The organism is Pseudomonas fluorescens, assembly GCF_000730425.1.
GTDB classification, from domain to species: domain Bacteria; phylum Pseudomonadota; class Gammaproteobacteria; order Pseudomonadales; family Pseudomonadaceae; genus Aquipseudomonas; species Aquipseudomonas fluorescens_X.
In genome coordinates this window covers 1,545,303-1,571,417 of record NZ_CP008896.1, presented here as the reverse complement: position 1 = coordinate 1,571,417, position 26,115 = coordinate 1,545,303, and the positions used below count along the sequence as shown (strand labels likewise).

General features: G+C 61.7%; 20 protein-coding genes and 1 pseudogene. 15 read left to right on the top strand and 6 right to left on the bottom strand.

What is annotated here, in order from left to right; all coding sequences use genetic code 11:
* Window positions 1-201: 201 nt before the first annotated feature.
* The 3 genes from HZ99_RS06615 to HZ99_RS06605 all read right to left on the bottom strand — a co-directional run bounded on the left by HZ99_RS06615 (window position 202) and on the right by HZ99_RS06605 (window position 5,555).
* Window positions 202-3,288, bottom strand: a complete 3,087-nt coding sequence (locus HZ99_RS06615; protein WP_038441934.1) for an efflux RND transporter permease subunit — start codon at window positions 3,286-3,288, stop codon at window positions 202-204.
* Between the two features lie 2 nt (window positions 3,289-3,290).
* Complete coding sequence (locus HZ99_RS06610; RefSeq protein ID WP_038441933.1) at window positions 3,291-4,403, bottom strand: efflux RND transporter periplasmic adaptor subunit; 1,113 nt, start codon at window positions 4,401-4,403, stop codon at window positions 3,291-3,293.
* A gap of 243 nt (window positions 4,404-4,646) precedes the next feature.
* The gene (locus HZ99_RS06605; protein ID WP_080727679.1) at window positions 4,647-5,555 is read right to left on the bottom strand and encodes a LysR family transcriptional regulator; all 909 of its coding nucleotides are present in this window, start codon (window positions 5,553-5,555) and stop codon (window positions 4,647-4,649) included.
* Between the two features lie 97 nt (window positions 5,556-5,652).
* On the opposite strand from HZ99_RS06605, the gene HZ99_RS06600 reads away from it, so the two are divergent.
* From HZ99_RS06600 to HZ99_RS06590, 3 genes are all read left to right on the top strand, one after another.
* Entirely contained in the window at window positions 5,653-6,519 is an 867-nt protein-coding gene (locus HZ99_RS06600; protein ID WP_038441932.1) for a pirin family protein, read from the top strand.
* 274 nt (window positions 6,520-6,793) lie between these two features.
* Complete coding sequence (locus HZ99_RS06595) at window positions 6,794-8,236, top strand: mechanosensitive ion channel domain-containing protein (protein WP_038441931.1); 1,443 nt, start codon at window positions 6,794-6,796, stop codon at window positions 8,234-8,236.
* A 104-nt stretch (window positions 8,237-8,340) separates the two neighbouring features.
* Entirely contained in the window at window positions 8,341-8,778 is a 438-nt protein-coding gene (locus HZ99_RS06590) for a carboxymuconolactone decarboxylase family protein (RefSeq protein WP_038441930.1), read from the top strand.
* A 124-nt stretch (window positions 8,779-8,902) separates the two neighbouring features.
* Here the strand turns inward: HZ99_RS06590 and HZ99_RS06585 are convergent, their stop codons facing one another.
* Both HZ99_RS06585 and HZ99_RS06580 read right to left on the bottom strand, forming a co-directional pair.
* Complete coding sequence (locus HZ99_RS06585) at window positions 8,903-11,065, bottom strand: TonB-dependent siderophore receptor (protein WP_038441929.1); 2,163 nt, start codon at window positions 11,063-11,065, stop codon at window positions 8,903-8,905.
* A gap of 139 nt (window positions 11,066-11,204) precedes the next feature.
* Window positions 11,205-12,101 (bottom strand): helix-turn-helix domain-containing protein, encoded by an 897-nt coding sequence (locus HZ99_RS06580; RefSeq protein WP_038441928.1) that lies wholly within the window; start codon window positions 12,099-12,101, stop codon window positions 11,205-11,207.
* 138 nt (window positions 12,102-12,239) lie between these two features.
* Between HZ99_RS06580 and HZ99_RS06575 the strand changes: the two genes are divergently transcribed.
* The 11 genes and pseudogenes from HZ99_RS06575 (at window position 12,240) to HZ99_RS06530 (ending at window position 23,619) form a co-directional block, all read left to right on the top strand.
* Window positions 12,240-13,598 carry a glutamine synthetase family protein gene (locus HZ99_RS06575; protein ID WP_038447964.1) on the top strand — a complete coding sequence of 453 codons (1,359 nt, stop codon included), beginning with the start codon at window positions 12,240-12,242 and terminating at the stop codon, window positions 13,596-13,598.
* A 133-nt stretch (window positions 13,599-13,731) separates the two neighbouring features.
* Window positions 13,732-14,820 carry a polyamine ABC transporter substrate-binding protein gene (locus HZ99_RS06570; protein ID WP_038441927.1) on the top strand — a complete coding sequence of 363 codons (1,089 nt, stop codon included), beginning with the start codon at window positions 13,732-13,734 and terminating at the stop codon, window positions 14,818-14,820.
* The gene (locus HZ99_RS06565; RefSeq protein ID WP_038441926.1) at window positions 14,817-16,112 is read left to right on the top strand and encodes an NAD(P)/FAD-dependent oxidoreductase; all 1,296 of its coding nucleotides are present in this window, start codon (window positions 14,817-14,819) and stop codon (window positions 16,110-16,112) included. The genes HZ99_RS06570 and HZ99_RS06565 overlap by 4 nt, the downstream gene beginning before the upstream one ends.
* 127 nt (window positions 16,113-16,239) lie before the next feature.
* Window positions 16,240-16,569 (top strand): annotated as a pseudogene (locus HZ99_RS06560) (MATE family efflux transporter); the annotation flags it as partial.
* 83 nt (window positions 16,570-16,652) lie between these two features.
* Window positions 16,653-17,153: a sigma-70 family RNA polymerase sigma factor gene (locus HZ99_RS06555; RefSeq protein WP_038441924.1), complete on the top strand. Its 501-nt coding sequence runs from the start codon at window positions 16,653-16,655 to the stop codon at window positions 17,151-17,153.
* A 32-nt stretch (window positions 17,154-17,185) separates the two neighbouring features.
* On the top strand, window positions 17,186-18,154 hold the full coding sequence (locus tag HZ99_RS06550; RefSeq protein WP_038447962.1) for a FecR family protein: 969 nt from the start codon (window positions 17,186-17,188) through the stop codon (window positions 18,152-18,154).
* Window positions 18,155-18,250: 96 nt separating this feature from the next.
* On the top strand, window positions 18,251-20,662 hold the full coding sequence (locus HZ99_RS06545; RefSeq protein WP_038441923.1) for a TonB-dependent siderophore receptor: 2,412 nt from the start codon (window positions 18,251-18,253) through the stop codon (window positions 20,660-20,662).
* Between the two features lie 287 nt (window positions 20,663-20,949).
* The gene (locus HZ99_RS29170) at window positions 20,950-21,966 is read left to right on the top strand and encodes a type III secretion effector protein (protein ID WP_235205569.1); all 1,017 of its coding nucleotides are present in this window, start codon (window positions 20,950-20,952) and stop codon (window positions 21,964-21,966) included.
* A 180-nt stretch (window positions 21,967-22,146) separates the two neighbouring features.
* Window positions 22,147-22,464 carry a hypothetical protein gene (locus tag HZ99_RS06535; RefSeq protein ID WP_038441921.1) on the top strand — a complete coding sequence of 106 codons (318 nt, stop codon included), beginning with the start codon at window positions 22,147-22,149 and terminating at the stop codon, window positions 22,462-22,464.
* 203 nt (window positions 22,465-22,667) lie between these two features.
* A complete protein-coding gene (locus HZ99_RS28410; protein WP_144243158.1) occupies window positions 22,668-23,015 on the top strand; it encodes a hypothetical protein in 348 nt (115 codons plus the stop codon).
* The gene (locus tag HZ99_RS06530) at window positions 23,005-23,619 is read left to right on the top strand and encodes a hypothetical protein (RefSeq protein ID WP_038441920.1); all 615 of its coding nucleotides are present in this window, start codon (window positions 23,005-23,007) and stop codon (window positions 23,617-23,619) included. Before HZ99_RS28410 ends, HZ99_RS06530 begins: the two co-directional genes overlap by 11 nt.
* A 13-nt stretch (window positions 23,620-23,632) precedes the next feature.
* On the opposite strand, the gene HZ99_RS06525 is transcribed toward HZ99_RS06530, so the two are convergent.
* Window positions 23,633-24,784: an MFS transporter gene (locus HZ99_RS06525; protein WP_038441919.1), complete on the bottom strand. Its 1,152-nt coding sequence runs from the start codon at window positions 24,782-24,784 to the stop codon at window positions 23,633-23,635.
* A gap of 258 nt (window positions 24,785-25,042) precedes the next feature.
* Between HZ99_RS06525 and HZ99_RS06520 the strand changes: the two genes are divergently transcribed.
* Window positions 25,043-26,014 carry a DeoR family transcriptional regulator gene (locus tag HZ99_RS06520; RefSeq protein WP_038441918.1) on the top strand — a complete coding sequence of 324 codons (972 nt, stop codon included), beginning with the start codon at window positions 25,043-25,045 and terminating at the stop codon, window positions 26,012-26,014.
* The last annotated feature ends 101 nt before the right edge of the window (window positions 26,015-26,115 follow it).

The window sequence follows — 26,115 nt, the reverse complement described above, 5'->3', positions numbered from 1 at the left end:
TCAACCTGTAGGAGCCGGCTTGCCGGCGATGGCGTCCGGTCAGTGAGTGGAGATTTGGCTGGCCCGCCGCTACCGCAGATTCCTCAGCGACATGAGTCGGGTGCGATCACATAGCCCTCTGTGTGTGGGCTTGCCCGTGATAGCGGTGGGTCAGTCATATCGGCGACGACTGGCATGCCGCCATCGCGGGCAAGCCCGCTCCTACAGGGGGTGACGGTGTGTTTGGGGGATTGCCGCCCCCACCTTGTCCCGTCCCAACACCAAGCTGCACAACGCCGGCAGGAACAGCAGCGTCAACAACGTGCCCACCAGAACCCCGCCAATCAGCACATAGGCCAGCGACGACCAGAACACCGACAAGGTCAACGGAATAAACGCCAACGCTGCCGCCAGCGCGGTCAAGATCACTGGCCGTGCGCGGCGTACGGTGGCTTCGACAATCGCTTCGCCGGTCGCCATGCCCTGTTCCTGGTTCTGGCGGATCTGATCGGTAAAGATCAGGGTGTTGCGCATCAGGATCCCGCCGATCCCGATCAGACCCAGGATCGCATTGAAGCCAAACGGCTGGTCGAACAGCAGCAAAGTCGGCATTGCACCGATCAACCCCAGCGGGGCGGTGGCGAAGACCATGAGCATCACGCCGAACGAGCGCACCTGGAACATGATCACCGTAAGGGTCAGCAGGATCATGATCGGGAACAGTGCCGCCAGGGCAACGTTGGCCTTGGCGCTTTCTTCCACCGGGCCGCCGATGTCCACGCGGTAGCCGGGCGGCAGGCGCGCGATCAGTGGTTGCAGGTCTTTGTAGACGGCCATTTCCACATCGGGCGGTTGCACGCCGTCGACGATGTCGGCGCGCACCTCGAAGGTGCTCGCACGGTTGCGGCGCTTGAGGATCGGTTCTTCCATCACCGCCTGGAAATGCCCGACCTGGGCCAGGGGCACCGACACGCCGGTGCTGTTGGTCAGGGTCATATTGTCGAGGTTGCCGAGATCTTCACGCTGGCTGCCTTGGGCCCGGGCAACCACAGACACGGTACGGTTGCCTTCGCGCACTTCGGTAATGGGGTTGCCGCTGAGCAGGGCATTGAGCTGGGATTTGACCTCGTTGGGGGTGAAGCCCAGCAGGCGCAGGCGATCCTGATCCAGCACCAGCCGATAACCGCTGCTGCGTTCGCCCCAGTCGAGGAACGCGTCCTTGGCCAGGCGGTTGGCGGCAACCACTTGGCGTACCTCTTCGGACAGGCTGCGCAACCGGTTCAAGTCGGGGCCAGACACGCGAAACACCACCGGGAAGGGCACCGGCGGGCCGAACAGCAATTGTGTGACCCGCACCCGCGCGGCGGGGAATTCACCGCCGGCAATACGCTCGCGCATGCGCAGTTTCAAGGCGTCCCGGGCCTGGGCGTCGGGGGTTTGCACGATCAGCTTGGCGAACGCCGGGTCGGGCAACTCGGGGTTCAGGGAAAGAAAAAACCGCGGCGCACCGCCGCCCACGTAGGTGTCGACCAGGCGGGCCTGCGGTTCTTGCAGCAGTGCCTTTTCCAGTTGCGCTGCCACCGCCTCGGTGTTTTTGAAGGCGCTGCCCGGTGGCATGTACACCTCCAGGATCAGTTCCGAGCGGTCGGAGTTGGGGAAGAACTGCTTCTTCACCACGCCCATGCCCACGCCGCACAGCACAAACGCCGACACCACCAGCCCGGTCACCAGCCAGCGCCGGCGTACACAGGCCTGCACCAGGCGGCGCAGTTTCTGGTACCAGGGGCCGGCGTAGATCGCGTCATGGCCGCCGAGTACTGGCTTGATGTCCGGCAGCAGCTTGACCCCCAGGTACGGGGTAAACACCACTGCCACCCACCACGAAGCGATCAGGGCAAAGCCGACGATCCAGAAGATGTTGCCGGCATACTCGCCCGCGCCAGAACGGGCGAAACCCACTGGCAGAAAGCCGATGATGGTCACCAGGGTGCCGGTCAGCATCGGCGCGGCGGTGGAGCTCCAGGCGAAGGTGGCGGCGTGGATGCGGTCGAAGCCTTCTTCGAGTTTCACCACCATCATCTCAATGGCGATGATCGCGTCGTCCACCAGCAGGCCCAGGGAAATGATCAGTGCTCCGAGGGTGATACGGTCAAATTCGCGGCCAGTCAGCAGCATGATCACGAACACGATGGACAGGGTCAGCGGCACCGCTGCCGCCACCACCAAACCGACACGAAAGCCCAGGGCCAACAGGCTGATGACCATCACCACGGCCAGGGCGACGAAGAATTTGAGCATGAATTCATTGACCGCCAGGCGAATGTTTTTCGCCTGGTCGGAGACTTTCGCAAAGGTGACGCCCAGGGGCAGGTCCGCCTGGATTTTGTCTTCCAGGGCCTTGAGGCCCTTGTCCAGGTCCAGGCCGTTCCAGTGTTTTTCCATGATGATGCCGAGCATCAAGGCGGGATCGCCCTGGTGGCGGATGCGGTAGCTGGGCGGGTCTTCATAACCACGACTGACGGTGGCGACATCAGCGATGCGCAATACCTTGCCGTCCACCGGCAGCGGTACGTTTTCAATCAGCGCCAGGCTGTCAAAGGCGCCGTCAATACGGATATAGGCGCGGGCGCCGGCCGTTTCGACAAACCCCGAGGGTGCCACGGCGTTTTGTGCGGCGAGGGCGGCGAAGATCTGTTCGGGCTTGATTCCCAGGGTCGCCAGGCGTTCATAGGAAAACTCGACGAACACCCGTTGTGCTTGTTCACCGAGGATATTGACCTTCTTTACCCCTGGCAGCCTGAGAAAATCCTGGCGCATCGCTTCGGCCATCTGCACTTGTTGGCGATGGGGCAGGTGTTCGGCTTCCAGAGCGTACAGGGCGAAGTACACATCGGAATATTCATCGTTGAAGAACGGCCCGATCACGCCCTTGGGCAGCCTGGCGGCTTCGTCGCTGAGCTTTTTGCGGGTCTGGTAGAACCGGTCCTGGATTTCATTGGGGCGCGTGGATTCGAGGAAGGTCATGCGCATCGACACAAAACCCGGCTGGGCGATGGTTTCGACGCGGTCATAGTCGTCCAGTTCCTGCAGGCGCTTTTCCAGGCGGTCGGCCACTTGCTCCTGCATCTCCTGGGCCGTGGCGCCGGGCCAGGCGGCGGTGATGGTCATGACCTTGACGGTGAACAACGGGTCTTCGGCGCGCCCCAGTTTGTCGAAGGCGTAAATCCCGGCCGCGAGGATCGCGAGGATCAGGAACAGCGTGACAGCGCGGTGCTTGACCGCCAGTGCGGAGAGGTTGAGGCCATGCATGCTCAAGGTTCCTGGCGACGATTGAGGGTCAGTGCCTGGGCGGGCAACAGGCGCACGCTGTCACCCTGATGCAGCAGGTGCGCGCCGAGGGCGACGATCAGTTGGTCGGGGCTGACGCCACTGGAAAGCAGGGCCTCTTCCTGGCCCAGGCTGGCCACGGTGACGGGGGCGAAGCTGACCTTGTCGTCTGCGCCAATCAGCCAGACCCCGGTCCCGTTGCCGGTATCCTGCAGGGCGCCAATCGGCACGCGGGTCTGTGGCGGCTGGCCGTTGCCTTGCAGGCGCAGGGTGATGGTGGAACCGAGGGCCAGACGCTCAACCGTGCCGTGCAAGACATAGCGCGCGCGATAGGTGCGGGTGACGGGATCGGCGCTGGCAGACAATTCGCGCAAGGTCGCGTTGATGGCCTGGTCCGGCGCGCCGAATGGCAGGGCCAGGGCTTTTTGCGAGGCATGGTCGCGTTGGTTTTCCGGCAGGTGGATGATGGCTTCCCGCGCCCCGTCGTGGGCCAGGCGCGCGACGACCTGCCCTTCGGCCACCACCTGCCCGCGCTGCACCTGCACATCGGTGATCACCCCATCGCCATCGGCCCTGAGTACCGAGTAGGTACGGCGGTTTTCGATCTGGCTGGCATCCGACTGCGCGGCGGTGAGCTGCGCTTGGGCAACCTGCAGGTTAGTGGCGGACTGGTCGAAAATCTGCCGTGACACCGCGCCGGTGCTGGTCAGGCGTTGGTAGCGCTGGGCGTCATCACGGCGCTGGCGCAGTTGCGCCTGGGCGGCGTTGACACGGTTTTTCGCCGAACGCAGAGCGAGCTCGAAGTCACCGATATCCAGGACCAGCAGGGCGTCGCCGCGGGATACATGCTGGCCGGGATCGACCTTGCGCTCGATCACCTTGCCGCTGACCCGAAACCCCAGGTCACTTTCGGTACGGGCCGCCACCACCCCGGTATAGGCATTCTGCTGGCTGGCGGCGGCTTCGACCTTGGCCGCCAGCACCGCACGCGGGACGGCAGCCTCGGCAGTGGGGTCGGCCTGGCTGTTGCAGCCGCTGAGCAGGAGCAACAGGGCCAGGGGCGGGAAAAGGCTTTGGAGGAGAGGGCGTGGGCTCATTTCAGGCTCCTGTTGATGCGGGGAATTAAAAAATTACGGTCGTAATATTAATTCGCATATTATGACCGAAATATAATTTAATCCAGCTTCTCTTCATCTTCGGTATGTGGCTGGCCGCTCCTTTGTAGGCGCTGGCTTGGCAGTGATAACGGCGGTTCAGTCAGCGATGCGGCAGCAGGCAGCCCGCGATCGCTGGCACGCCAGCGCCTACGGGGCCAAGGGGGGAAATGTTGTCCTTGTGAGCTACACCATATCGCTCTGCCCGAACGCCACACCGAGGAAGTCGATCAGGGCCCGTACTGACGGCAACAAGCCCCGGCGCGAGGGGAATACCGCATGGACACTCCCGGTGCGCGGTGCCCAGCCGGGGACCAGGTTGACCAGGCGCCCGGCCGCAATGTCGTCGCGCACCACTGCACTGGGCAGGTGCACCACGCCGATGCCGGCCTTTGCCGCGTGACACAGGGCCGGCAAGTCATCGGTGACCATGCGTGGTACATGGCGGATCACCGCGCTGGCGCCATGGCTGCCAAACAACTCCCATTGGTATTCACGTTGCGCCGAGCCCCAATGCAGGCTCGGCAGCCCATGGAGGTCGGCCGGCAGTGCAGGGCTGGACATGCGCGCCAGCAACTGCGGGCTACCCACCAGGCATTGGGTGCTGTTGCCCAGCACCTTCATCACTAATTCGCTGCTTTCCAGTGGCGGAAAGCGGATACGCAGGGCGATGTCAAAGCCCTCGTGGACCACATCGACGCGGCGGTTGGTGCTCTCGATATGCAACTCCACCAACGGGTACTGCAGCATAAAGCGCGTGAGCATCGGCCCGACCCAGGAGTTGAGCAGGGCGGTGGGGCAGCTTATGCGCACGATACCCTGGGGTTCGGAGCGGTTGCGTTCGATCACTTCGGCGGCGCTTTCGGCTTCGATACGCATCGCCAGGCAGCGTTGGTAATAGGCCTGGCCGATCTCGGTCAGGGAGCAATGGCGGCTGGTGCGGTTGATCAGGCGCACGCCCAGGCGCTCCTCCAGCTCGCTGATGCGCCGGCTGAGCTTGGACTTGGGCATGTCCAGGGCCCGTCCGGCGGCGGCGAAACCGCCGTGTTCGACCACTTGGGTGAAGTAGTAGAGGGTATTGAGGTCTTCCACCATCGTTCTCCAAATAGAACGCTAAGGGTCGTTTTTGCCATCTAGTGCAATAAAGGTAACGGATTTAAGGTGTATCCATGCACTGATTAGGAGAAACACCATGAAAAACATCATTGGTATCTACACCAGCCCACGGGGCCACTGGGTAGGCGACGGTTTTCCGGTTCGCACCCTGTTTTCCTACGACACCATGGGCAAGCACATCAGCCCGTTCCTGCTGCTGGATCACGCCGGCCCGGCGGATTTCCCCCCCACTACGCAGCGACGTGGCGTGGGCCAACACCCGCATCGCGGTTTTGAAACCGTGACCATCGTCTACAAGGGGGAAGTGGAGCACCGCGACTCCACTGGAGCAGGCGGCACCATCGGCCCGGGCGACGTGCAGTGGATGACGGCAGCCAAAGGGATCCTGCATGAAGAGTTCCATTCCGAAGCGTTCGCCAAACGCGGTGGCGCCCTGGAAATGGTGCAGCTGTGGGTCAACCTGCCTGCCAAGGACAAAATGAGCGACGCCGGCTACCAGACCATCCTCGACGGGGATATCCCGTCGTTGCCCCTGGCCAATGGCGCCGGCAGCCTGCGCCTGATTGCCGGTGAGTTCGCCGGTCAAACTGGCCCGGCGCGGACCTTCACGCCAATTGACGTGTGGGACCTGCGGCTCAATGGCGCCAAGGCGGTGACCCTGGACCTGCACGCCGGGCGCAACACCGCGCTGGTGGTGCTCAAGGGCACCGTGCAAGTCAACGGCAGTGAGCTGGCACGCGAAGGGCAACTGGTGTTGTTTGAGCGCGACGGCAAGCAGATCAGCCTGGAGTCCAATGACGATGCCATGGTCTTGCTACTCAGCGGTGACCCTATCGACGAGCCGATTGTTGGCCACGGGCCGTTCGTGATGAACACCGAGCAAGAGATTCACCAGGCCTTTGTCGACTTCCAGTCCGGCCAGTTCGGCCAGATGCACGGCTGACAGGCCTGCGCAGCGCCCCGACTTACCCAACCTGACAGCCAGGCCGGTTGACCGGCCAAGGATGGCGGTTGCCCGTGAAAGGAGGAAACCCCCATGCCCCAACGGCTGATCGAACGTTATACCAAGGCCCAGCAGGTAGCGCAGACGACCCACCGCTATCGCAGCCTCGCCGGGCGAGACAGTTCCTACAGGGTTTTCGCTTCGTTCGTTGGAACCTATACCCGCCAACCCCATTTCGTGCGATCTTCACGGCATTCGCCCTGGAGTCGTCTGGATGCTGTCTTTTATCTCCGATCACCCGATGCTCTGCGCCCTGGCGCTGATCCTTATCGATATCGTCGTCTGGCGTCTGTTTTCTGCCAACTCCGGCAATTGGAAACTGGCCACCCGCCTGGTGCTTTTTGCTGCCTACAGCGCGGTGCTGTTCAACGACGGCATGAACCCCATGCAAATCGCGCCTTATGCTGGCAACACGCCATTGCACATGGCCGCCACGGCCTTGCAGATCGGCTGGTGGCTATTTGCCGCACGCACCCTGACGGTGTTGCTCGGGGCCTTGATGATGCAACGGGTCGGCCATACCGGGCGGTTGCTGCAAGACCTGATGGGCGCGGTGATCTTCCTGATCGCGATCATCGCCGCCATGGCCTACGTGCTCGACCTGCCGGTCAAGGGGGTACTGGCGACGTCCGGCGCGGTGGCAATCATCGTCGGCCTGGCGTTGCAAAGCACCTTGAGCGACGTGTTCTCCGGGATCGTGCTCAACACCACCAAGCCCTACCAACTGGATGACTGGATCTCCATCGACGGCACCGAAGGCCGGGTGACGGATATCGACTGGCGCGCCACGCGCCTGCAAACCTCCCAGGGCAGCATGGCGGTGATCCCCAACTCGCTGGCGGCCAAGGCCAAGATCATCAATTTCTCGCGCCCGGCCGATATGTTCGGCCTGGCAGTGAGCCTGCAGGTCAGCCCCCATGCGCGTCCACAAACAGTGCTTGAGGCCCTGGAGCGTGCCATGCAAGGCTGCCGGCAATTGCTGGTCACCCCGGCGCCAAGCGTGGCGTTCAAGACCTCCACGGGCGGCGGCGTGGAATATGAAATCAGCGGTTTCGTGCCGGCCATGGGCCTTAAACGCGAGGTGCGCAATCAGCTGTATGACCTGGCCTACCGGCATTTGCAGGCGGCCGGCGTGAGCCTGCTGTCGAGTGCCGAAAGCCCGACTTCGCCGACGACATCGCGAGCACGGGCATTGCTGGAAAGCTCGAATATCTTCTCGACCCTGCGCCAGGAAGAGAAGGAGACCTTCAGCCAGAACATGACCCTGCACAGCTTTCGCGCCGGCGAGATGATCCTGCCGGCGGGGGAAGCCAGCGATCACCTGTTCATCATTGAGTCCGGGGTGGTTTCGGTGATGCTCATCAAGGCTGCCAATACGTTCGAAGCCGCACGCATGGGGCCGGGGGAAGTGATCGGCGAAGCCGGGATCCTCGAGGAGCAGGGCGTACCGGCGGATTTTGTGGCCAAGACCTACTGCACCCTCTACCGCATCGAAAAGGAATACCTCAAGCCGTGCCTGGATGCGCGCCACGATATCAGCGAGGCGATGCAGAACCTCCTGGACTTCCGCCTGCACGCCGCCCAGCACCTGATCCAGGACGCGCCGATCGTGCCCGTGAAAAAGGGCTTCTTGCATTGGCTGCGCAGCCGGGCCTGAACCACCGGGCATTGGCTACCTGTTCTTCGCCGGGATTGGCTATTTGTGCAGGGCAGTGGGGTGATTAAGCTGGGCACCAATTCCTACTGTCCTGGAGTAACACCATGTCTGCCCGCATCGATTTCTACACTGCTTCCCCTGACGCCATGAAAGCCATGCTGGCCCTGGAAGCTGCCGTCGGCAAATTGTCCATCGAACTGCCCCTGCTGGAACTGGTGCGCCTGCGGGTCTCACAGATCAACGGCTGCGCCTTCTGCCTGGACATGCACACCGCCGATGCCCGCAAGGGCGGCGAGACCGAGCGTCGTCTGTACACCGTCTCGGCCTGGCGCGAAACGCCGTTCTTCACCCCGCGCGAGCGTGCAGCCCTGGCCTGGGCCGAAAGCCTGACATTGATCAGCCAGACCCACGCCTCGGATGAAGATTACGCATTGCTCAAGGCCGAGTTCAGCGCCGCCGAACAAGTTGACCTGAGCGTGGCCATCGCTACCATCAACAGCTGGAACCGCTTGGCAGTGGGCTTTCGCAAGATGCCCAAGTAACCCAGACAATTGCCCCCCACTGTAGGAGTCGGCTTGCGGGCGATAGCGGGAGGTCAGCCAAATTGTCTGCGACTGACCCACCGCCATCGCTGGCAAGCCAGCGCCTACCGTGGATGGGGTGGGGTCAGAAGTTGACTGAGGCACTCAGGCGTGCGGTCAATGGCGCGCCCTGGAACAGATAGTCATCGCCCATGTATTCGCCCGCGTCACGCCAGTAGCGCTTGTCGAACAGGTTGTCGACGCTCAGGCGCAACACCGTTTCATAGCCGTCGACCTTGGTGGTGTAGCGGCTGCCGACATTGACCACCGCGTAATCCCCCACCTCCACATTGCCGGTGCGGTTGGCGTTCTTGCTGGCGCTGTACTGCACGCCGCCCAGTACCGCCAGGCCATTGACCCAGGGCAGGGCGTAGTCGGCGTACACACTGGCGCGCAGTTTGGGCACGTTGATCGTCTGGTGGTCTTCGTATTGCGGCGTGCCAGTACCGCTGACCCGGGCGCGAATCGCCGCCACACTGGTCGCGATCTGCAGCCGCTCGGTGGCCCAGCCATTGGCCGACAGTTCCAGCCCGGTGTTTTTCTGCTGGCCCTGCTGCACGTAGGTGAAGTCGCCTGCGCTATCGGGCTTGGCGTACTGATAGGCCTGGCGGGTCTGGAACACGGCGGCGGCAAAGCTGATACGGCGCCAGTCGTATTTCACCCCGGCTTCGATCTGGCGCGAGACAGTCGGGGCGAGGATCTCCCCATCATTGCTCGCATACCACGGCGCTTCGCCGCCCAGGGACAGGCCTTTGCTGTAGCTGGTGTACAGCGACAGGTTGTCCATCGGCTTGTAGATCAGCGCGGCATTGGGCAGGAACTCGTACTGCTGGGTGTGACGCTCCTGTACGCCACCTTGATCGAAGGCTTTTTCATCCAGGCGCACTTGGCGGCCACCGAGCACGGTTTGCCATTGCTCGTTGAAGCTGATGCGGTCGGTGACGAACAGGCCGTACTGACGGCTGTCGAGGCGTCGGTGACGGTCGTTCAACGGCTTGTCGGTAGGCGGGAAGGTTGGCGGGTCCTGATCGATATTGGCGGTGCCGAGGTACTCGTTGACTGACTTGCGCTTGTCGATCACCCGGCGGAACGCGCTGGTGCCGAAGGTCAGTTCATGGCCTATTCCTGCGGTGTCGAACAGCCCGGTCATTGCCGCCTGGATTTCATCGTTGCGCCGGGTGTCGTCGGGGCTGCGGTAGTCAGCAATGTCGTAGTTGCCTTCCGGGCTGAAGTAGTTCGGCACCTTGACGCCTGTGCAACTGGCGGAGCCGTAGCAACCCCAGGCAAACGAGCTGTAGTCGTCAATCACTACCTTGCTGCGGGCGGCGCTGATGTTGCCTTTCCACTGGTCACTGAAGCGGTACTCGAACTTGCCGTTGAGGTTCAGCGAGTCGATGCTCACCTGCTTGGAGCCACTCTGGTGGCCGAGCAGTTTTTTCGGCGAGGCGTCATGGGGCACTGCGGTGCCGCCAAGCAACTGGTAGCCGGGCACCGAGCGCTGTTGCTTGTCCTGGTATTCGGCATCCAGTTGCAGCACGGCGTCGGGGCTGATGTTCCAGTCGAACGCCAGGGACACAAAATCGCGCTGGCCATTGGCGTGTTCGACATAGGAATTGAGGTCTTCATGGGCGACGTTGGCGCGCAGGCCGAACTGCTGTTCGCTGCCAAACCAGCCGCCGACATCAGTGGCGATATAGCCGCTGCCGCGATCATCGGTGGCGACCGTGACCGAGCGCACATCTTCCGGGCGCTTGGTCACGTAGTTGATCACACCACTGGGCTCGGAGATCCCGCTTTGCAAGCCCGCCAGGCCCTTGAGCAACTCCACCCGTTGCTTGTTTTCCAGGGCCACGTTCTGCTCGCCGGTGATGGTGCGGCCGTTGATCTTGTAACTGCTGGCAGCATTCAGGGAAAACCCCCGCACCACGAAGTTTTCGTAGTAGCCGATCGGCGCGTAGCTTTCGCCCACCGAGGCATCGTTGCGCAGCACTTCACTGAGCAGGCGTGCCTGCTGGTCCTTGATCAGCGCGGCATTGATCACCGTGATCGAGGCCGGGGTATCGAGCAGCGGTGCTTCGTCGAAGCCACCGACTGAGGCGCTTTGCGCGCGATAACCGGACTGATCCTGGCCCTGGATGTTCAGCGCTGGCAGTTCAAGCTCAGCTGCCAGGCTGTTGCCGATACCGCCGCTGAGCAGCAGGCCGAGGGCCAAACGTGAGGTGACGACGGGACGAAAACGCACAACCATGGGGGCGAGGCCTTAAAGCGCGGGGCGGGGGCGCATAAGCTAGGCATAAGTGCACGCCTTTATAAGTGCTCGCTGCCCCTCAGATGCAATGCAACCCTCTGCAGGAGCCGGCTTGCCGGCTCCTGCAGAGGGTTGCAGTTCAGCAGTGACGTTTGCGGGTCTCGCTGGGCAGTTCCTTGAACAGCTCTCGGTAGCTGTTGGAAAACCGCCCCAAATGCCAGAACGACCAATTCATCGCCACCTCGGCCACCGTGCTCTGGGTTGAACTCAACAACTCGCGCCGCGCGCCGTTCAACCGGCGCAGGCGCAACCACTGTGCCGGGCTCATCCCGGTGTAGGTCTTGAAGCCCTGCTGCAACTGGCGCAGCGGCACACCGGCAATCTGCGCCAGTTGCAGCAGGTTGACGGTTTCATCCGGCGCATCCGCCGCCCACGCGCCAATACGTGCCATCAGTTGGCGTTCTGCGCTACGTCGCTGCAATGAGGGGCGGTCCAGGCATACGCAGGCGTTGTCGAGGATAAACAGGCAATCGTCCAGCAGTTGCCGGGTGAGGGCATCGCGGCTGATCGGGTCGATCACGCTGGACAGGCGCGTCAGGGTGCCACTGAGCCAGCGGCTGAACAGCGCGTTCTGTTGGCAGGTCAACGGTGCCATGAACAGGCCTTCGAGCCGTGCCACATCCAGGCCATGGCGTTGCACGAACTGCGGGCCGAACACCACTGCCACTTCGCGGTAGTTTTCCGGGGTGATCCAGGTGTTGCGGCTTTCGCCATTGAGCAGGTACAGCGCGTTGTCGCTGCCGTCGAAACAGAAGGCCAGAGAACCTGGCGGCGCGTTGAAGTGCTGCTCGACGCGGGTGTTCATGCACTCTTCGTACACCTGCACCCCCTGCAAGTCGAGGTAGCGGACCTGCCCGGCAAAATGCCCCGGGGACATCTGCTGGTACTGCTGCACCCAACCGGGTGTCGCACTGCATTGGGCGGCCACATCACCGGTGGTGAAGGCCTGTACGCGCAAAGCTGTTGCCTGTGTCATGGGTGATCCGTGCGCACTCTATTGGTGCGTTGTGGGTCGTGCAAAGTGGATAGATGCCTGGGTAGGGCTGGCCCAAGATAGACCTCAATGCGCCGGGAGTACAAGCCGTCGCAGCACCCAACCCATGCCGAGGTCTTTATGAATGCCCCTTTCGATCAGTTGTCCACCTGGCTGAAAGAACACAAGATTACCGAAGTCGAATGTGTGATCAGCGACCTGACGGGCATCGCCCGCGGCAAGATTGCGCCCACCAACAAGTTCCTGCATGAGCGCGGCATGCGCCTGCCGGAAAGTGTGTTGCTGCAAACGGTTACCGGGGACTTTGTCGACGACGATATCTACTACGACCTGCTGGACCCCGCCGATATCGACATGGTCTGCCGCCCGGTGGCCAATGCCACTTACGTGGTGCCATGGGCCATTGAACCCACCGCCATCGTGATCCACGACACCTTCGACAAGCAGGGCAATCCCATCGAGCTGTCACCGCGCAATGTGCTGAAAAAAGTCCTGCAGCTCTATACCGAGCAGGGCTGGCAGCCGATTGTCGCGCCGGAAATGGAGTTTTACCTGACCCAGCGCTGCGAAGACCCGGACCTGCCGCTCAAAACTCCGGTGGGCCGATCCGGTCGCGCCGAAACCGGGCGCCAGTCGTTCTCCATCGACGCGGCCAACGAATTCGACCCACTGTTCGAAGATGTCTACGACTGGTGCGAAGCCCAGGGGCTGGACCTCGATACGCTGATCCACGAAGACGGCCCGGCGCAGATGGAAATCAACTTCCGCCATGGCGACGCCCTCGACCTGGCCGACCAGATCACCGTATTCAAGCGCACCCTGCGCGAAGCCGCGCTCAAGCACAATGTGGCCGCGACCTTTATGGCCAAGCCGGTGGCCGACGAGCCGGGCAGCGCCATGCACCTGCACCAGAGCGTGGTGGACATCGCCACGGGCCAGCCAGTGTTTGTCGATGCCAGCGGGCAAATGAGCCCGCTGTTCCTGCATCACATTGGCGGCCTGCAGAAATACATCCCTATGCTGCTGCCGATGTTCGCGCCCAACGTCAACTCGTTCCGCCGCTTCCTGCCGGACACCTCGGCGCCGGTCAACGTGGAGTGGGGCGAAGAAAACCGCACCGTGGGCCTGCGTGTACCGACTTCCAGCCCTGACGCGATGCGTGTGGAAAACCGCCTGCCGGGTGCCGACGCCAACCCCTACCTGGCCATCGCCGCCAGCCTGTTGTGCGGCTACCTGGGGATGATCGAAAAGATCGAGCCGAGCGCGCCGGTGGAAGGCCGCGCCTATGAACGGCGCAACCTGCGCCTGCCGATCACCATCGAAGATGCCCTGGCACGCATGGAGGCCTGCGAGACGGTCAAGCAGTACCTGGGGGACAAGTTTGTACAGGGTTATGTCGCAGTGAAACGCGCCGAGCATGAGAACTTCAAGCGGGTGATCAGCTCCTGGGAGCGTGAGTTCCTGCTGCTCAGCGTCTGACACCTTGTAGGAGCTGGCTTGCCGGTGATCGCGGTGCGTCAGGCGGTAAGGCGCCAACGGGCAAATCGCTATCGCCGGCAAGCCGGCTCCTACAGGGCTCTAACAATAATTACTCATGTAAAGGGGTGTTGATATGCGTCTCGTCAAACAGCTTCTCCCGCTGGCCCTGGCAGCGGTGTTCAGCAGCGCCAGCCACGCCGCGCCAACGGTCAGTGTCTATAACTGGACCGATTACATTGGCGAAACCACCCTGGCCGACTTCCAGGCCAAGATGGGGATCAAGGTGGTCTATGACGTGTTCGACTCCAACGAAACCCTGGAGGGCAAGCTGCTGGCGGGGCGCACCGGGTATGACGTGGTGGTGCCATCCAATCACTTCCTCGGGCGCCAGGTAAAGGCGGGGGCATTCCTCACGCTGGACCGCGCGCAATTGCCCAACTACCCGAACCTGGACCCCAAGCTGCTCAAGCTGCTGGAGCAGAACGACCCCGGCAATGTGCATGCGGTGCCGTACCTGTGGGGCACCAATGGCATTGGCTATAACGTCGACAAGGTCAAGCAAGTACTGGGCATCGATCACATCGATTCATGGGCGGTGATGTTCGAGCCTGAGAACCTGAAGAAGCTGCAGCAATGTGGCGTGGCGTTCCTCGACTCGGCCGATGAAGCATTCCCGGCGATCCTCAATTACCTGGGCATGGATCCACGTAGCGAGAAGGTAGGCGATTACAAAAAGGCCGAAGCCAAGTTGCTGACCCTGCGTCCGTACATCACCTATTTCCATTCATCCAAGTACATCTCGGACCTAGCCAACGGTGATGTCTGCGTGGCCTTCGGTTATTCCGGCGATGTGTTCCAGGCCGCCAACCGCGCCAGGGAAGCCAAGAACGGCGTGAACATCGCTTATGCGATTCCCAAGGAAGGCAGCAACCTGTGGTTCGACTTGCTGGCGATTCCCGCAGACGCCACCAACCCGAAGCAGGCCCACGCGTTTATCAACTACCTGCTGGACCCCGAGGTGATTGCCAAGGTCAGCACCTACGTTGGCTACGCCAACCCCAACCCGGCGGCGAAGGCCTTCATGGCGCCGGAATTGGTGAACAACCCCGAGGTGTACCCGCCCCAGGACGTACTCGACAAACTGTACATTTCCACCACCCCCAGCCCCGCCATCATGCGTGTGATGACCCGGGCCTGGAGCAAAGTGAAGTCCAACCGATGAACGCCTCCCAAGACCATGCCCGTTCCTACTACCTGGCGTCGGCCAACGCCATGCCCCAGCGTCCTGCACTGGCCGAGGACCTGAGTGCCGATGTGTGTGTGATCGGCGGCGGCTTTACCGGCGTCAACACCGCCATTGAACTCGCCCAGCGCGGCCTTTCGGTGGTCCTCCTGGAGGCCCGGCGCATCGGCTGGGGGGCCAGTGGGCGCAATGGTGGGCAGTTGATCCGCGGGATTGGCCATGACGTCTCAGGCTTTGCCCGGTATGTGGGCGAGGACGGCGTGCGTTACCTGCAGCGGGCCGGGATCGATTCGGTGGCGTTGGTGGGGGAGCGCATCCGTGAGCATTCGATCGACTGCGACCTGCGCTGGGGCTTTTGCGAGTTGGCCAACACACCGGCGCAATTTGCTGCCTTCAAGGGCGAACAGGACAGCCTGGCTGCCCTGGGCTACAGGCCCGAAACCCGCCTGGTGGCGGCACAGGATATGGCGCAGGTGGTCGGCTCCCAGGTGTACGCCGGTGGCTTGGTGGACATGGGCTCGGGCCACTTGCATCCGCTGAACCTGGTGCTGGGCGAGGCCCGTGTGGCCGAGGCGCTGGGCGTGCGGATCTTCGAGCACAGCCCGGCGCTGCAACTGATCCATGGCGACACTGTGCAGGTGCGCTGCGCCGGTGGCACCGTGCGCGCCGGCAGCCTGGTGTTGGCGTGCAACGCACACCTTGACGAACTGGAGCCGCGCCTGAGTGGCAAGGTGCTGCCTGCCGGCAGCTATATCATCGCCACGGCGCCGTTGCCGGCTGCGCTCGCCGACGAGTTGATCCCGCAGAACCTGGCGTTGTGCGACCAGAAAGTGGGCCTGGACTACTACCGACTTTCCGCCGACCGTCGGCTGCTGTTCGGAGGCGCCTGCCATTATTCGGGGCGCGACCCGGTGGATATCGCGGCTTACATGCGACCGAAGATGCTCAAGGTGTTTGCACAGTTGGCTAACACCGCCATCGAGTACCAATGGGGCGGCAAGATTGGTATTACCGCCAATCGCTTTCCCCAGGTCGGTCGGTTGCAACAGTATCCCAACGTGTTTTACGCCCAGGGTTATTCGGGGCATGGTCTGAATGTCACCCACTGGTGTGCGCGGCTGCTGGCCGAGGGTATCCACGCTGGCGTCAGCCAGGGCCTGGATACCTTTAGCCGGGTGCCCCATATGACGTTTCCGGGCGGCAAAGCGTTGCGCTCGCCATTACTGGCGCTGGGCATGCTGTGGTACAGGCTTCGGGAAATGCTGGGATAGGCGGGGTGGGTTGGGCAAAACACAGCATGATCGGATCCAATACGCTATAACCCCTCGGTCGCTGTGTAGATCCGAGGCCCCGCTTTTCATGCAGGCCTCTTTGCGACGCCCGCTGTGGCAGGTCTACCTGTTCTTTCTGTGCCTGACGGGTGGCCTGATCCTGCTCGGCTATGCCCTGTCCCACTGGCTACTGGGCCTGTTCATCACCGATGTGCAGGCCCGGGCCCAGGCTGAGCACCTGCTGCACATCATGCTCTGGAGCCTTCTGGTATTTGGTTTCCAGGCGGTGATTGGCGGCATCATGCGCGCCAGCGGCGTGGTGCTGATGCCGGTGGCGATCTCGATCTTCTGTGTGTTGGGGGTGGAGTTGCCGGTGACCTATCTGGTGATGCTGGGGTTGCAGACGGCGTACTACCGGTTGGTGTGGCGGCATAAGCAGATCAAGCGGTTGGTCTAGAGGCTGGATTGGCGACGGGAAGCAATTGCTCCGCTTAATAGGAAGCATTACTATTCACGCCCCGCCGACCCAGTGCCCCCTCGATGACTCCTCAGCCGCCACGCAGACCAGGCTTTTTCGCGTACTACGAAGAACTGGTCGGGACCTGGACGCGTCGCTTGCGCAATCGCCAGCAGGCCGAGGACCTGGCCCACGATACGTTTGTGCGGGTATTGGAGTCCAAGTCGGTGCTGGTCGAGCAGCCGCGCGCCTATTTGCACCAGACGGCGCGCAATATTGCGGTGGATGCCTATCGTCGCGCAGACCGGCGCGAAGCACTGGCGCTGCAAGGCCTTGACCAGAATGCGTTGCCCAGTGGCGACCCGGAGCATTTCATGCACGCGGTCCAGTTGGCGGAGTCCATCGAGCGGGCCCTGGCCGAATTGCCCCTCAATTGCCGCAGGATTTTCATCTGGCAAAAGATCGAGGGCCTGACCCAACAGGAAATCGCCGAGCGCCTGGGGCTTTCTAAAAACATGGTGGAAAAGTATATGATCCGCACCCTGCGGCATCTACGTGATCGCCTGGACGCACTGGCCCCATGACCAATGCCGGCTTTGAAACAGGATCTTCCATGATGGATACCCGTGAGTGTGCCTGTGGCAGCGCAACGGTGCGTGACGAGGCGGCGCAGTGGTTCGTGCGTTTGCAGGCCCAACCCTTGAGTGTTGAGGACCAGGGGCTTTTCGATGCCTGGTGTGGGGAACATCCCGCTCATCAGTACGAATTCGAGGTGCTGCAAGGGGTGTGGAGCGCCGCCGACCTGTTGCCCAAGGTCCGTTTGCAGGCGTTGGCTGCGACACCTGTGCCGCGCAAGCGCCGTGCGGTGGTGCGCTACGCCATGGCGGCCAGCGTGCTGGCGGTGGCCGTGGGTCTTGGGCTGTTCAGCGGCCTGGAGCCTGCGGCGGTGTATGACGCGCAGTTTCGTACCGCGCTGGGCGAGCGCCGCCAAGTGGCATTGCCCGATGGCTCGCTAATGGATTTGAACAGCCGCAGCGTGGTGGTGGTGCACTATGAAAAAGGCCAGCGCGGGATCGAACTCAAACAGGGCCAGGCGCTGTTCAGTGTCGAGCACGACACCAGCCGGCCGTTCGTGGTGCAGGCCGGGGCAGGGCAGGTGACGGTCACCGGCACCCGCTTTGATGTGCGCCGCGACGATGACCAGACCCGCGTGGTGGTCGAGGCGGGAACGGTCAAGGTACAAGGGCATGCTGCACAGCCTGTGGTCACATTGACCGCTGGCCTTGGCACCTCGATCGACAGCCAGGGCGCGGTCGAGGCGGCCCGCCCGGTCAACGCTCAAGCCCTCATGGCCTGGCAGACTGGCAAGCTGGTGTTCAACGACGCCAGCCTTGCCGAGGTGGCGCGGGAAGTGTCGCGTTACCGCGAAAAACCCCTGCGGGTCAGTGCCGCTACCCGCAACCTGCGCCTGACCAGCGTGTTCAAATCCAGCGACACCGATGCCTTGCTCAAGGCCTTGCCGCACATCCTGCCGGTGGCCTTGCGCACGCTGCCTGACGGTAGTCAGGAAATAATTCCACGCTAGATTCAGGTTTTTCCCGAGTTCTTCGTCTTCTTGCCCAACTGCAACTGGTTTGCATTAACGGCCGCGCGCTCTTGGCATCATTGGACTAGGTACGACGTGAAAAAACTCGCTGCGAACAACAATAAAACCTCCCGCTGGGCCCCCCTGGCCCTGGCAATGGCAATCAGCGCCGCAATGCCTGCGGCCTACGCCGACGCCGACGCCGCCATTCATATCAAGGCCCAGTCCCTGGGGGCTGCGCTGAGCCAGTTGGGCCAGCAAACCTCGCTGCAAGTGTTTTTCAGCCCACAGATGGTGGCTGGCAAACAAGCCCCGGCGGTTGAGGGCAACCTGTCGCCGGAACAGGCCCTGCGCCAGTTGCTGCAAGGCAGTGGCCTGGACTACCAGATCGACTCGGGCTCAGTGACCCTGCATCCCCTTGCCAATGGCAGCGGTGAAGCCGGTGCGCCCCTGGAACTCGGTGCGACCGCGATCAATGTGGTGGGCGACTGGCTGGGCGATGCCAATGCCGAAGTGGTCCAGAACCACCCCGGCGCGCGGACGGTGATCCGTCGCGAAGCCATGGTGGAACAGGGGGCGATGAATGTCGGTGACGTGCTGCGCCGGGTGCCCGGTGTGCAGGTGCAGGAGTCCAATGGTACCGGCGGCAGCGATATTTCCCTCAACGTCGGCGTACGCGGCCTGACGTCGCGCCTGTCGCCTCGTTCCACCGTATTGATTGACGGTATTCCCGCAGCGTTCGCCCCCTACGGCCAGCCGCAGTTGTCGATGGCACCGATTTCCGCCGGCAACCTGGAGAGTATCGATGTGGTGCGTGGCGCCGGTTCCGTGCGGTATGGACCGCAGAACGTCGGCGGTGTGATCAACTTCGTGACCCGTGCGATCCCCGAGACCTTTTCCGGTGAAGTCGGCACCACCCTGCAAACCTCTTCCCATGGCGGTTGGAAACATGTCGACAGCGCCTTTATCGGTGGCACCGCGGACAATGGCATTGGCATGGCGCTCCTGTACTCCGGGGTCAATGGCAACGGCTATCGCGACAGCAACAATGGTAACGACATCGATGATGTGATCCTCAAGACCCACTGGGCACCGACGGATCAAGACGATTTCACCCTGAATTTCCATTACTACGACGCCAGCGCCGACATGCCCGGTGGCCTGACCCAGAAGCAGTTCGACGCCAACCCTTACCAGTCGGTGCGCGACTGGGACAACTTCAGCGGTCGGCGCAAGGATGTTTCGTTCAAGTACATCCGCCAGATCGACGACCGCACCCAGGCGGAAGTGCTGACGTACTACTCCGACAGCTTTCGTGGCAGCAACATCGCCAGCCGTGACCAGCAGACCCTTGGCTCCTTTCCGCGCACCTACTACACCTTTGGCATCGAGCCGCGGGTGTCCCATGTGTTTGACCTGGGGCCGACCAGCCAGGAAGTCAGCGTCGGCTACCGCTACCTGAAAGAAGGTATGCATGAACAGGCCAGCAACCTGAGACTGGTCAATAACGTCCCCACGCCAATCGGTCAAAACGACGGCCACGTTTATCAGGACCGTACCGGTGGCACCGAGGCCAACGCGTTCTACATTGATGACAAAATTGATGTCGGCAAGTGGACGATCACGCCAGGCATCCGCTTCGAGAGCATCCGCACCGAATGGCATGACCGCCCGGTGGTGGGCTTGAACGGCACCCGCACCCAGGAGAAGCGCCGCGAGATCAAGAACAATGAGCCGCTGCCGGCCCTGAGCGTGATGTATCACGTTTCCGATGCCTGGAAACTGTTTGCCAACTACGAAACGTCCTTCGGCAGTTTGCAGTACTTCCAACTGGGCCAGGGCGGAAATGGCGACCAGACGGCCAATGGCCTGCAACCGGAAAAGGCCAAGACCTACGAGATCGGCACCCGCTACAACGACAATGTGTGGGGCGGCGAAGTGACGCTGTTCTACATCGACTTCTCCGATGAGCTGCAATATGTCAGCAATGACGTGGGCTGGACCAATCTGGGGGCTACCAAGCACACGGGTATCGAAGCCTCGGCCCATTATGACCTGGCCAACCTCGACCCGCGCCTGGAAGGCCTGAGTGCCAATGCCGGCTTTACCTACACCAAGGCAACCTCCGAAGGTGACGTTGCGTTCAAGGGCCGTGACCTGCCGTTGTACTCCCGTGAAGTGGCGACCCTGGGCCTGCGTTATGCCGTCAACCGCTGGACCCACAACCTTGATGTGTATGCCCAGTCCGGCCAACGGGCGCCAGGCACCACCAGCACCTACATCACGCAGCCGACCGCTGATGGCCAGTACGGGGATATCCCGGGGTATGTTTCCGTCAACGTGCGCAGTGGCTATGACTTTGGCGCACAACTGTCGAACCTGAAGCTGGGCGTGGGGGTGAAAAACCTGTTCGACCAGCAGCACTTCACCCGCTCCAGCGATAACAATTCGGGGATCTACCTGGGGGAGCCGCGTACGTTCTTTGTCCAGGCGAGCGTGGGCTTCTGATCGTGTGACGAGGGAGTCGCCGCGCCTTGATCGGGCGACGGCGATGTGCTTGCCAATCCAAAACGTTGCTGCTGACACAGTTCACAGCGCCTTTCCTCGCGCTGTCGCGTATGCGCCTGACGATTCTTCTACGCAGGTTGAAGGATCGTTGGGGGCATTTCCTACCTTTTTTTTGCGGCTTTCATCGCTTTCAGGAACCGAACTCCGTAGGCCTGCCACACACCGTCAACCCACCCTGCACGGGTGCCTTGTGATAACTGCGTTATCGAGGTGCTTGAGTGTGTGAAGTGGACCGTGTCAGCAAGTCGCACTGGAGAATATTTATGTCGGTACCTGCGTTCAATCAGCCTGTTGTCAATCTACCAACTGACGGCACACATCAAGAGGCTCAGCAAGGGGCCAGCACCAAGGAGGTGAAGGCTGCGGTTATCGGGTCACCTTCCAGTGGCCCTAGTTTCAGCGCGCCAGCGGGTAAGTCGGGACCGGTGTTCGCCGGGTCACCGCCGTTGGCAGAGGCCGCTGCGGGCGCCCGCGACCAGGGGGCCAGCCAGGCAACCACGGCGCAGAGCGATGGTGCTCGGGGCATTCTCGGCAGCATGAAAGGTTTTTTCTTCCCGGCCAGGCCGCCCCATCATGGGCACCTGCCGCATTGCCCGCACCCGATCCATGGGCATCCGCCACACAGGCCGCACCCGATCCATGGAAACCCACCGCCAAGGCCGTTCCCCCAGCAGCCCGATCCGCACTATTCAAAGCGCAGTCATGAACAGTTGGCCCAACAACTGCTGGACAAATTCAACGTGTTCATGGACCCGAAAAACCCTGGCTACGTGACGCGGCAAAGTTTGAGCAACATGGCTGCAAGACCGCTGACAGGCAACCCGACCATGGATCAGAACATCAGGTTGGCCAGGGAAATCGAGAAACGGCCGGAACTCATGACCGCCCTGGATCGCGACGGACGCACGGGCGTACTGGACGGTCGGTTCAGCAGGCAGAATATCAACGACGTTGTACGTTCCAGCAATCCGTTGAAGTTCCAGGATGACAAACAACTGGCCAGTGCGATGCTGGAGAACTTCAATACGTTAAAGGGCGGGTTCTGGAGCCAAACCATCAAGATCGCCGATCTGCGTGCTTTGGCCCAGCGTCCGCTGACAGGCAACGTGCAACAGGATCAACTCAGCCTTCTGGCGAAAGAGGTTGTCAGCCGGTCGAGCCTCTTGCAACAAATGGACAATAGTTCAGGTTACCCCTACGACGGTCGGATTACCCGACAGACGCTACGTAAACTGCTGTCCTAGTTAATCCTCTATATCGCACAGGTGTTCCATCATCGGGAAAAGGCCGCGGGCTCTTCGCGGCTTTACCGGCTCGCCTGTGCTACATCAATCGTCAGGAACTGTTTTGCGCTGTTTGCCACACAACGTGTATCTGACGGCCTTTATGACGCCGGCAGTTTCACTCAAAGAGAGGGTGTTGACATGACTTCAACGTCGTTTGGAACTCAAACTCCCGGCCTGCCGCAATCCCTTCTTGCACCCACCTGCGACAATGGCGAGCAGTGCCGACGGCTCGATGCCCAGGCTCAGCACATGTTTGTGGAGGAGGGGGGCGAAGTCCAGCGAGCAAAGTTTTTCCCCGGGCAGTACACATTCAAGGCACCGGCTGCGGATGATTTCGCCAAAGGCCTGCTTCCTCATCGGGCCACTCTCACGCCTGGTGCCACGGTGCAGGAAACGACAGGTATGACAACCGGATTGGTCCATGCACTAAAGGCCTTGCTGGGTGTTTCCAGATAGACAGCGTCGTGCCCTTCGAACGTCGGACCGAGGCCGCTCCAGGTCCTGTTCGTTGTTTACATGCAGTCATCGAAATTGATCGGCCGCCCCGGAACCAATGTGGGGGCCGGGCCACATACTTTGCGCTGGTTGGAGAGCCTCCGTTGCAGTAACAGGGGTGGTAGCCGCTCTGAGTACGGATCTAGAAAAGGTGGATATGAAACATGGCAATTGACGGTGGGGTACCTCTCCTGCGGCCCGAGATCACGAGCCGCCATGATGCGATACCGGATGACGCACAACAGAAAGCTCATGCTGCTTCAAGCGAGAACACGCCGGGTGGATGGCACGTCGACAATCAACCATTGCCCAGTACGATTCGATCTTCGGGTTTTCGCCGCCCGTTGCGCTGGGCCACGCCCGATGAGGTCACGCTGCATCATCAGGAACTGAGAAACACGCCGTCGACGCGTACCCCCCATATGAACCCCTATACCCAATTGCCAGACAGCCAGTTAGTGAAGGCACTGGGTGATCACTTTTCCGTGCTGGAAAGTTTTCATGAAAAATGAAGGACTGAAGCTGTCATCGCTACGGCGAATTGCCGGTGAAAAAATGACTGACATACCGGCGCGCAATAACGCCATCCTGTTGGCCAGGGCACTTGTCCAGCGCCCGAGGTTGATTGACGCGATCCTCGACGAGGAGGGTTTTATTACACGGCAAAGCCTGTCGAAGGCCGTACAGGGAATGTTTGGCAACAGCGACCCCAATGCGTTCAGCTCGGATCCTTTTCACGCCAAGACCAATGTCGAGCTGGTGCAGGCCTTCAGGGCGGCATTTGATGAGCTGCGTGACAGGTCCCGGGACCGTACAAGCTTTTTTGAGACTGTCGGCTACGTTCAGATAGAGAGGCTTGTTTCAATCAGCAAGGACCCGGATGAAACCGACAAGGAAGGCACGGTGATTCGGGACCCGGCCACGGGGTTGCCAAAGAAGATGTACAGCGAACAACTGGTGTACATGTCAAAAAACCTGGTGGACCGTCCCAGGCTATTGAACTCATTGGAACGCATCCATTCTGGCTGGCGGCGCCTTTATGGCAGCCATTACCAGAAGGGATGGTTGAGCAACAAAGACCTTGATGGCTGGCTTGAAAACAACAAAAGCCTGTAGCGCCCCGGGGTCGTTACACCCGCAGTATTTTCCCACTGATCGACACGCCCAGCAGGAGTACGCCAATCAATACAAAGGCCACGCTCAAACTGCTGCCGTGGGCGATAAAGCCGATCAGCGCCGGGCCTGCAAGAATTCCCGCGTAACCCAAGGTGGTAATGGCGGGCACTGCGATATGTTCAGGCATGACCTTTTGCTTGCCGACAGCGGTGTACAGCACCGGAACGATATTCGAACAGCCGGCGCCTACCAGTGCATAGCCCAGCAGTGCGGTTTCCCACGCCGGGAGTAGCGTGGCGAGCAACATGCCGGCGGTTGCCAGCAAGCCACCGATCACAATCACGCGTTTGGCACCCAGGCGCCGGACAATGGCATCGCCGGTCAGGCGGCCGATGGTCATGGTCAAGGCAAATGCCGCATAACCCAGGCCCGCATAGGCTTCGTCGAGGCCGCGTTCATCGCTGAGGAATACTGCGCTCCAGTCGAGCACGGCACCTTCTGCCAGGAACACGATAAAACACAGGCAGCCGATAAACAGCACCACCCCGTGGGGAATGGCGAAGGCCGGGCCACGGCTTTCACTGCCATAGGGCAACAGGTGCGGGGCGGCCTTGAACAGGGCTGCGAGGGTAATCACGATCACCACCAGGGTGGCCGACAGGGGTGACAGCCCCAGCCCCAGCAGCGCGCTGACCCCTGCCGCCCCCACAATCCCTCCCAGGCTGAACAGCCCATGGAACCCCGACATCATGGTCTTGCCACTGGCCCGCTCAACGATCACCGCTTGCAGGTTGACGGTGGAGTCCACCGTACCCAGGCCTGCGCCAAACAGAAACAACCCGGCCATCAGCAACGGTATCGAGCTGACGGTGGCCAGCATCGGCAACGCCACACAGAGCAGAATCGTCCCGGCACTGAGCACGCGCCGGCAGCCATAGCGTGATGCCAATGCGCCCGCCACCGGCATGGCGATAATGGACCCCACACCCAGGCACAGCAACAACAGGCCCAGCGTCCCCTCGTTGAGCTGTGCGCGGGCCTTGGCATAGGGCACCAGCGGTGCCCAGGCCGCAATGCCGAAGCCGGCAATAAAAAATGCGATACGGGTCGACATTTGTTCCAGGCGGCCTGGAACCACAGGCGCTGGGGTGGGGATGGCAGTCATGAAAGTCCTTGGTTTTTGCGTTCAGCGAACGATGTCCGGCGCGACATCCTTGCACATCAGGCCCTGTGGAGCGAGCCAGGTTCCCTTGGCGACTGCGCATGGACTTTGGCCTGATGAACGCTCATCCAGAGGAAACAGGAGTGTAGGGCGCGCTGATATTTTTGCCAGGCTCATGCACTCCACTCCTGCAGGTGGTGTCCAGCGCCGACATCTCTCACAATCGCCAGGCGCTTTTCCCGGATGTGAGGTGGCTTGCAAATGACTCTGTTCTACGACGCTCGCGGCAATATCTACGGTGTGGCCAGCCCGGCTCTGTTACGCCGCCGGGGCGTTGCCGTCCCCGAGAGTGCTGCCCAGGCCGCCAGTACACGCCAGGGGTGGGCAGCATCGGCGATAACGTCCGAATGTGGCTGGGGGGCGTCGCTGCGTCCAACCGGGGCCAAGGTCTATCGCTGCGATGGCTTGCTGGTCGGGCCGTTCCAGACTGCACCGCCCTATGACCTGCTGATCATCAATACCGATGGTTCCCTGGCCGAGCGTAGCGGTAATGGCTTGACTATCTTTGCCCAGTCCCTGGCAGATGCGGGCCTGATGACCCAGTCCTGCGAGCTGCGGGTGCACCACGACCAACCCGACGTACTATCGCCAGTTGCAACCTGGGTCGAGCCGACGGTCTATGGGCAGGTTTCGGGGTTCTGGCTGGCACTGGGGCGGCCGGCATTCGGGCCGCAGGCGGTAGGGGCGATTGGGCTCGGCGTCGCCGGGCCTTGCCGGGTGAGTGAACTGGCTGCGATCAACCCGCAATGGGCGCGCAGTCAATTTGTGCGTATCGGCAACCCCCATTGCGTGACCTTGGTCGAGCATGTATCGGGTTTGCCGGACAATCGGCAGATGCACCAGTCTGAGCTGTTCGAGCAACTGAGAGCGATTGCCTTTGCCCCTCCGGCAGGTGATGGTCGGCCCTGCGCTGCCGGGGTCAATCTGCAATGGGCCGCTCGAGACTCTGCCAATCGGGTGATTGCCCGGGTATTCGAGCGCGGCGAGGGGCCCACGGCGTCCTCCGGGACCAGTGCCTGCGCAGTGGCCTGTGCAGCATGGCGCGCGGGCTGGGTCGAGGCGGGAGAGGTTGCCGTGGTGATGCCGGGCGGCACGGCGCCAGTACGTTTGCAGGTTCAGGCGGGTAGGTTGATGAGTGTCAGTCTGTTCGGGACTGCAACACCTCAAGGCTGAGGTGCAGATGGGCAAGAGTGGCAACTGCAGGTGTTGGAAGAAGCGCTGGCCGGCGGGCCCTCAGCGCTAGCCAGCGGGCCACTGTGAGTGGCCCACCGGGC

Coding starts and splice junctions, on each gene's coding strand:
- HZ99_RS06615 (WP_038441934.1), bottom strand. CDS start 3,288: ATGCATGGCCTCAACCTCTCCGCACTGGCGGTCAAGCACCGCGCTGTC.
- HZ99_RS06610 (WP_038441933.1), bottom strand. CDS start 4,403: ATGAGCCCACGCCCTCTCCTCCAAAGCCTTTTCCCGCCCCTGGCCCTG.
- HZ99_RS06605 (WP_080727679.1), bottom strand. CDS start 5,555: ATGGTGGAAGACCTCAATACCCTCTACTACTTCACCCAAGTGGTCGAA.
- HZ99_RS06600 (WP_038441932.1), top strand. CDS start 5,653: ATGAAAAACATCATTGGTATCTACACCAGCCCACGGGGCCACTGGGTA.
- HZ99_RS06595 (WP_038441931.1), top strand. CDS start 6,794: ATGCTGTCTTTTATCTCCGATCACCCGATGCTCTGCGCCCTGGCGCTG.
- HZ99_RS06590 (WP_038441930.1), top strand. CDS start 8,341: ATGTCTGCCCGCATCGATTTCTACACTGCTTCCCCTGACGCCATGAAA.
- HZ99_RS06585 (WP_038441929.1), bottom strand. CDS start 11,065: ATGGTTGTGCGTTTTCGTCCCGTCGTCACCTCACGTTTGGCCCTCGGC.
- HZ99_RS06580 (WP_038441928.1), bottom strand. CDS start 12,101: ATGACACAGGCAACAGCTTTGCGCGTACAGGCCTTCACCACCGGTGAT.
- HZ99_RS06575 (WP_038447964.1), top strand. CDS start 12,240: ATGAATGCCCCTTTCGATCAGTTGTCCACCTGGCTGAAAGAACACAAG.
- HZ99_RS06570 (WP_038441927.1), top strand. CDS start 13,732: ATGCGTCTCGTCAAACAGCTTCTCCCGCTGGCCCTGGCAGCGGTGTTC.
- HZ99_RS06565 (WP_038441926.1), top strand. CDS start 14,817: ATGAACGCCTCCCAAGACCATGCCCGTTCCTACTACCTGGCGTCGGCC.
- HZ99_RS06555 (WP_038441924.1), top strand. CDS start 16,653: ATGACTCCTCAGCCGCCACGCAGACCAGGCTTTTTCGCGTACTACGAA.
- HZ99_RS06550 (WP_038447962.1), top strand. CDS start 17,186: ATGGATACCCGTGAGTGTGCCTGTGGCAGCGCAACGGTGCGTGACGAG.
- HZ99_RS06535 (WP_038441921.1), top strand. CDS start 22,147: ATGACTTCAACGTCGTTTGGAACTCAAACTCCCGGCCTGCCGCAATCC.
- HZ99_RS28410 (WP_144243158.1), top strand. CDS start 22,668: ATGGCAATTGACGGTGGGGTACCTCTCCTGCGGCCCGAGATCACGAGC.
- HZ99_RS06530 (WP_038441920.1), top strand. CDS start 23,005: ATGAAAAATGAAGGACTGAAGCTGTCATCGCTACGGCGAATTGCCGGT.
- HZ99_RS06525 (WP_038441919.1), bottom strand. CDS start 24,784: ATGACTGCCATCCCCACCCCAGCGCCTGTGGTTCCAGGCCGCCTGGAA.
- HZ99_RS06520 (WP_038441918.1), top strand. CDS start 25,043: ATGACTCTGTTCTACGACGCTCGCGGCAATATCTACGGTGTGGCCAGC.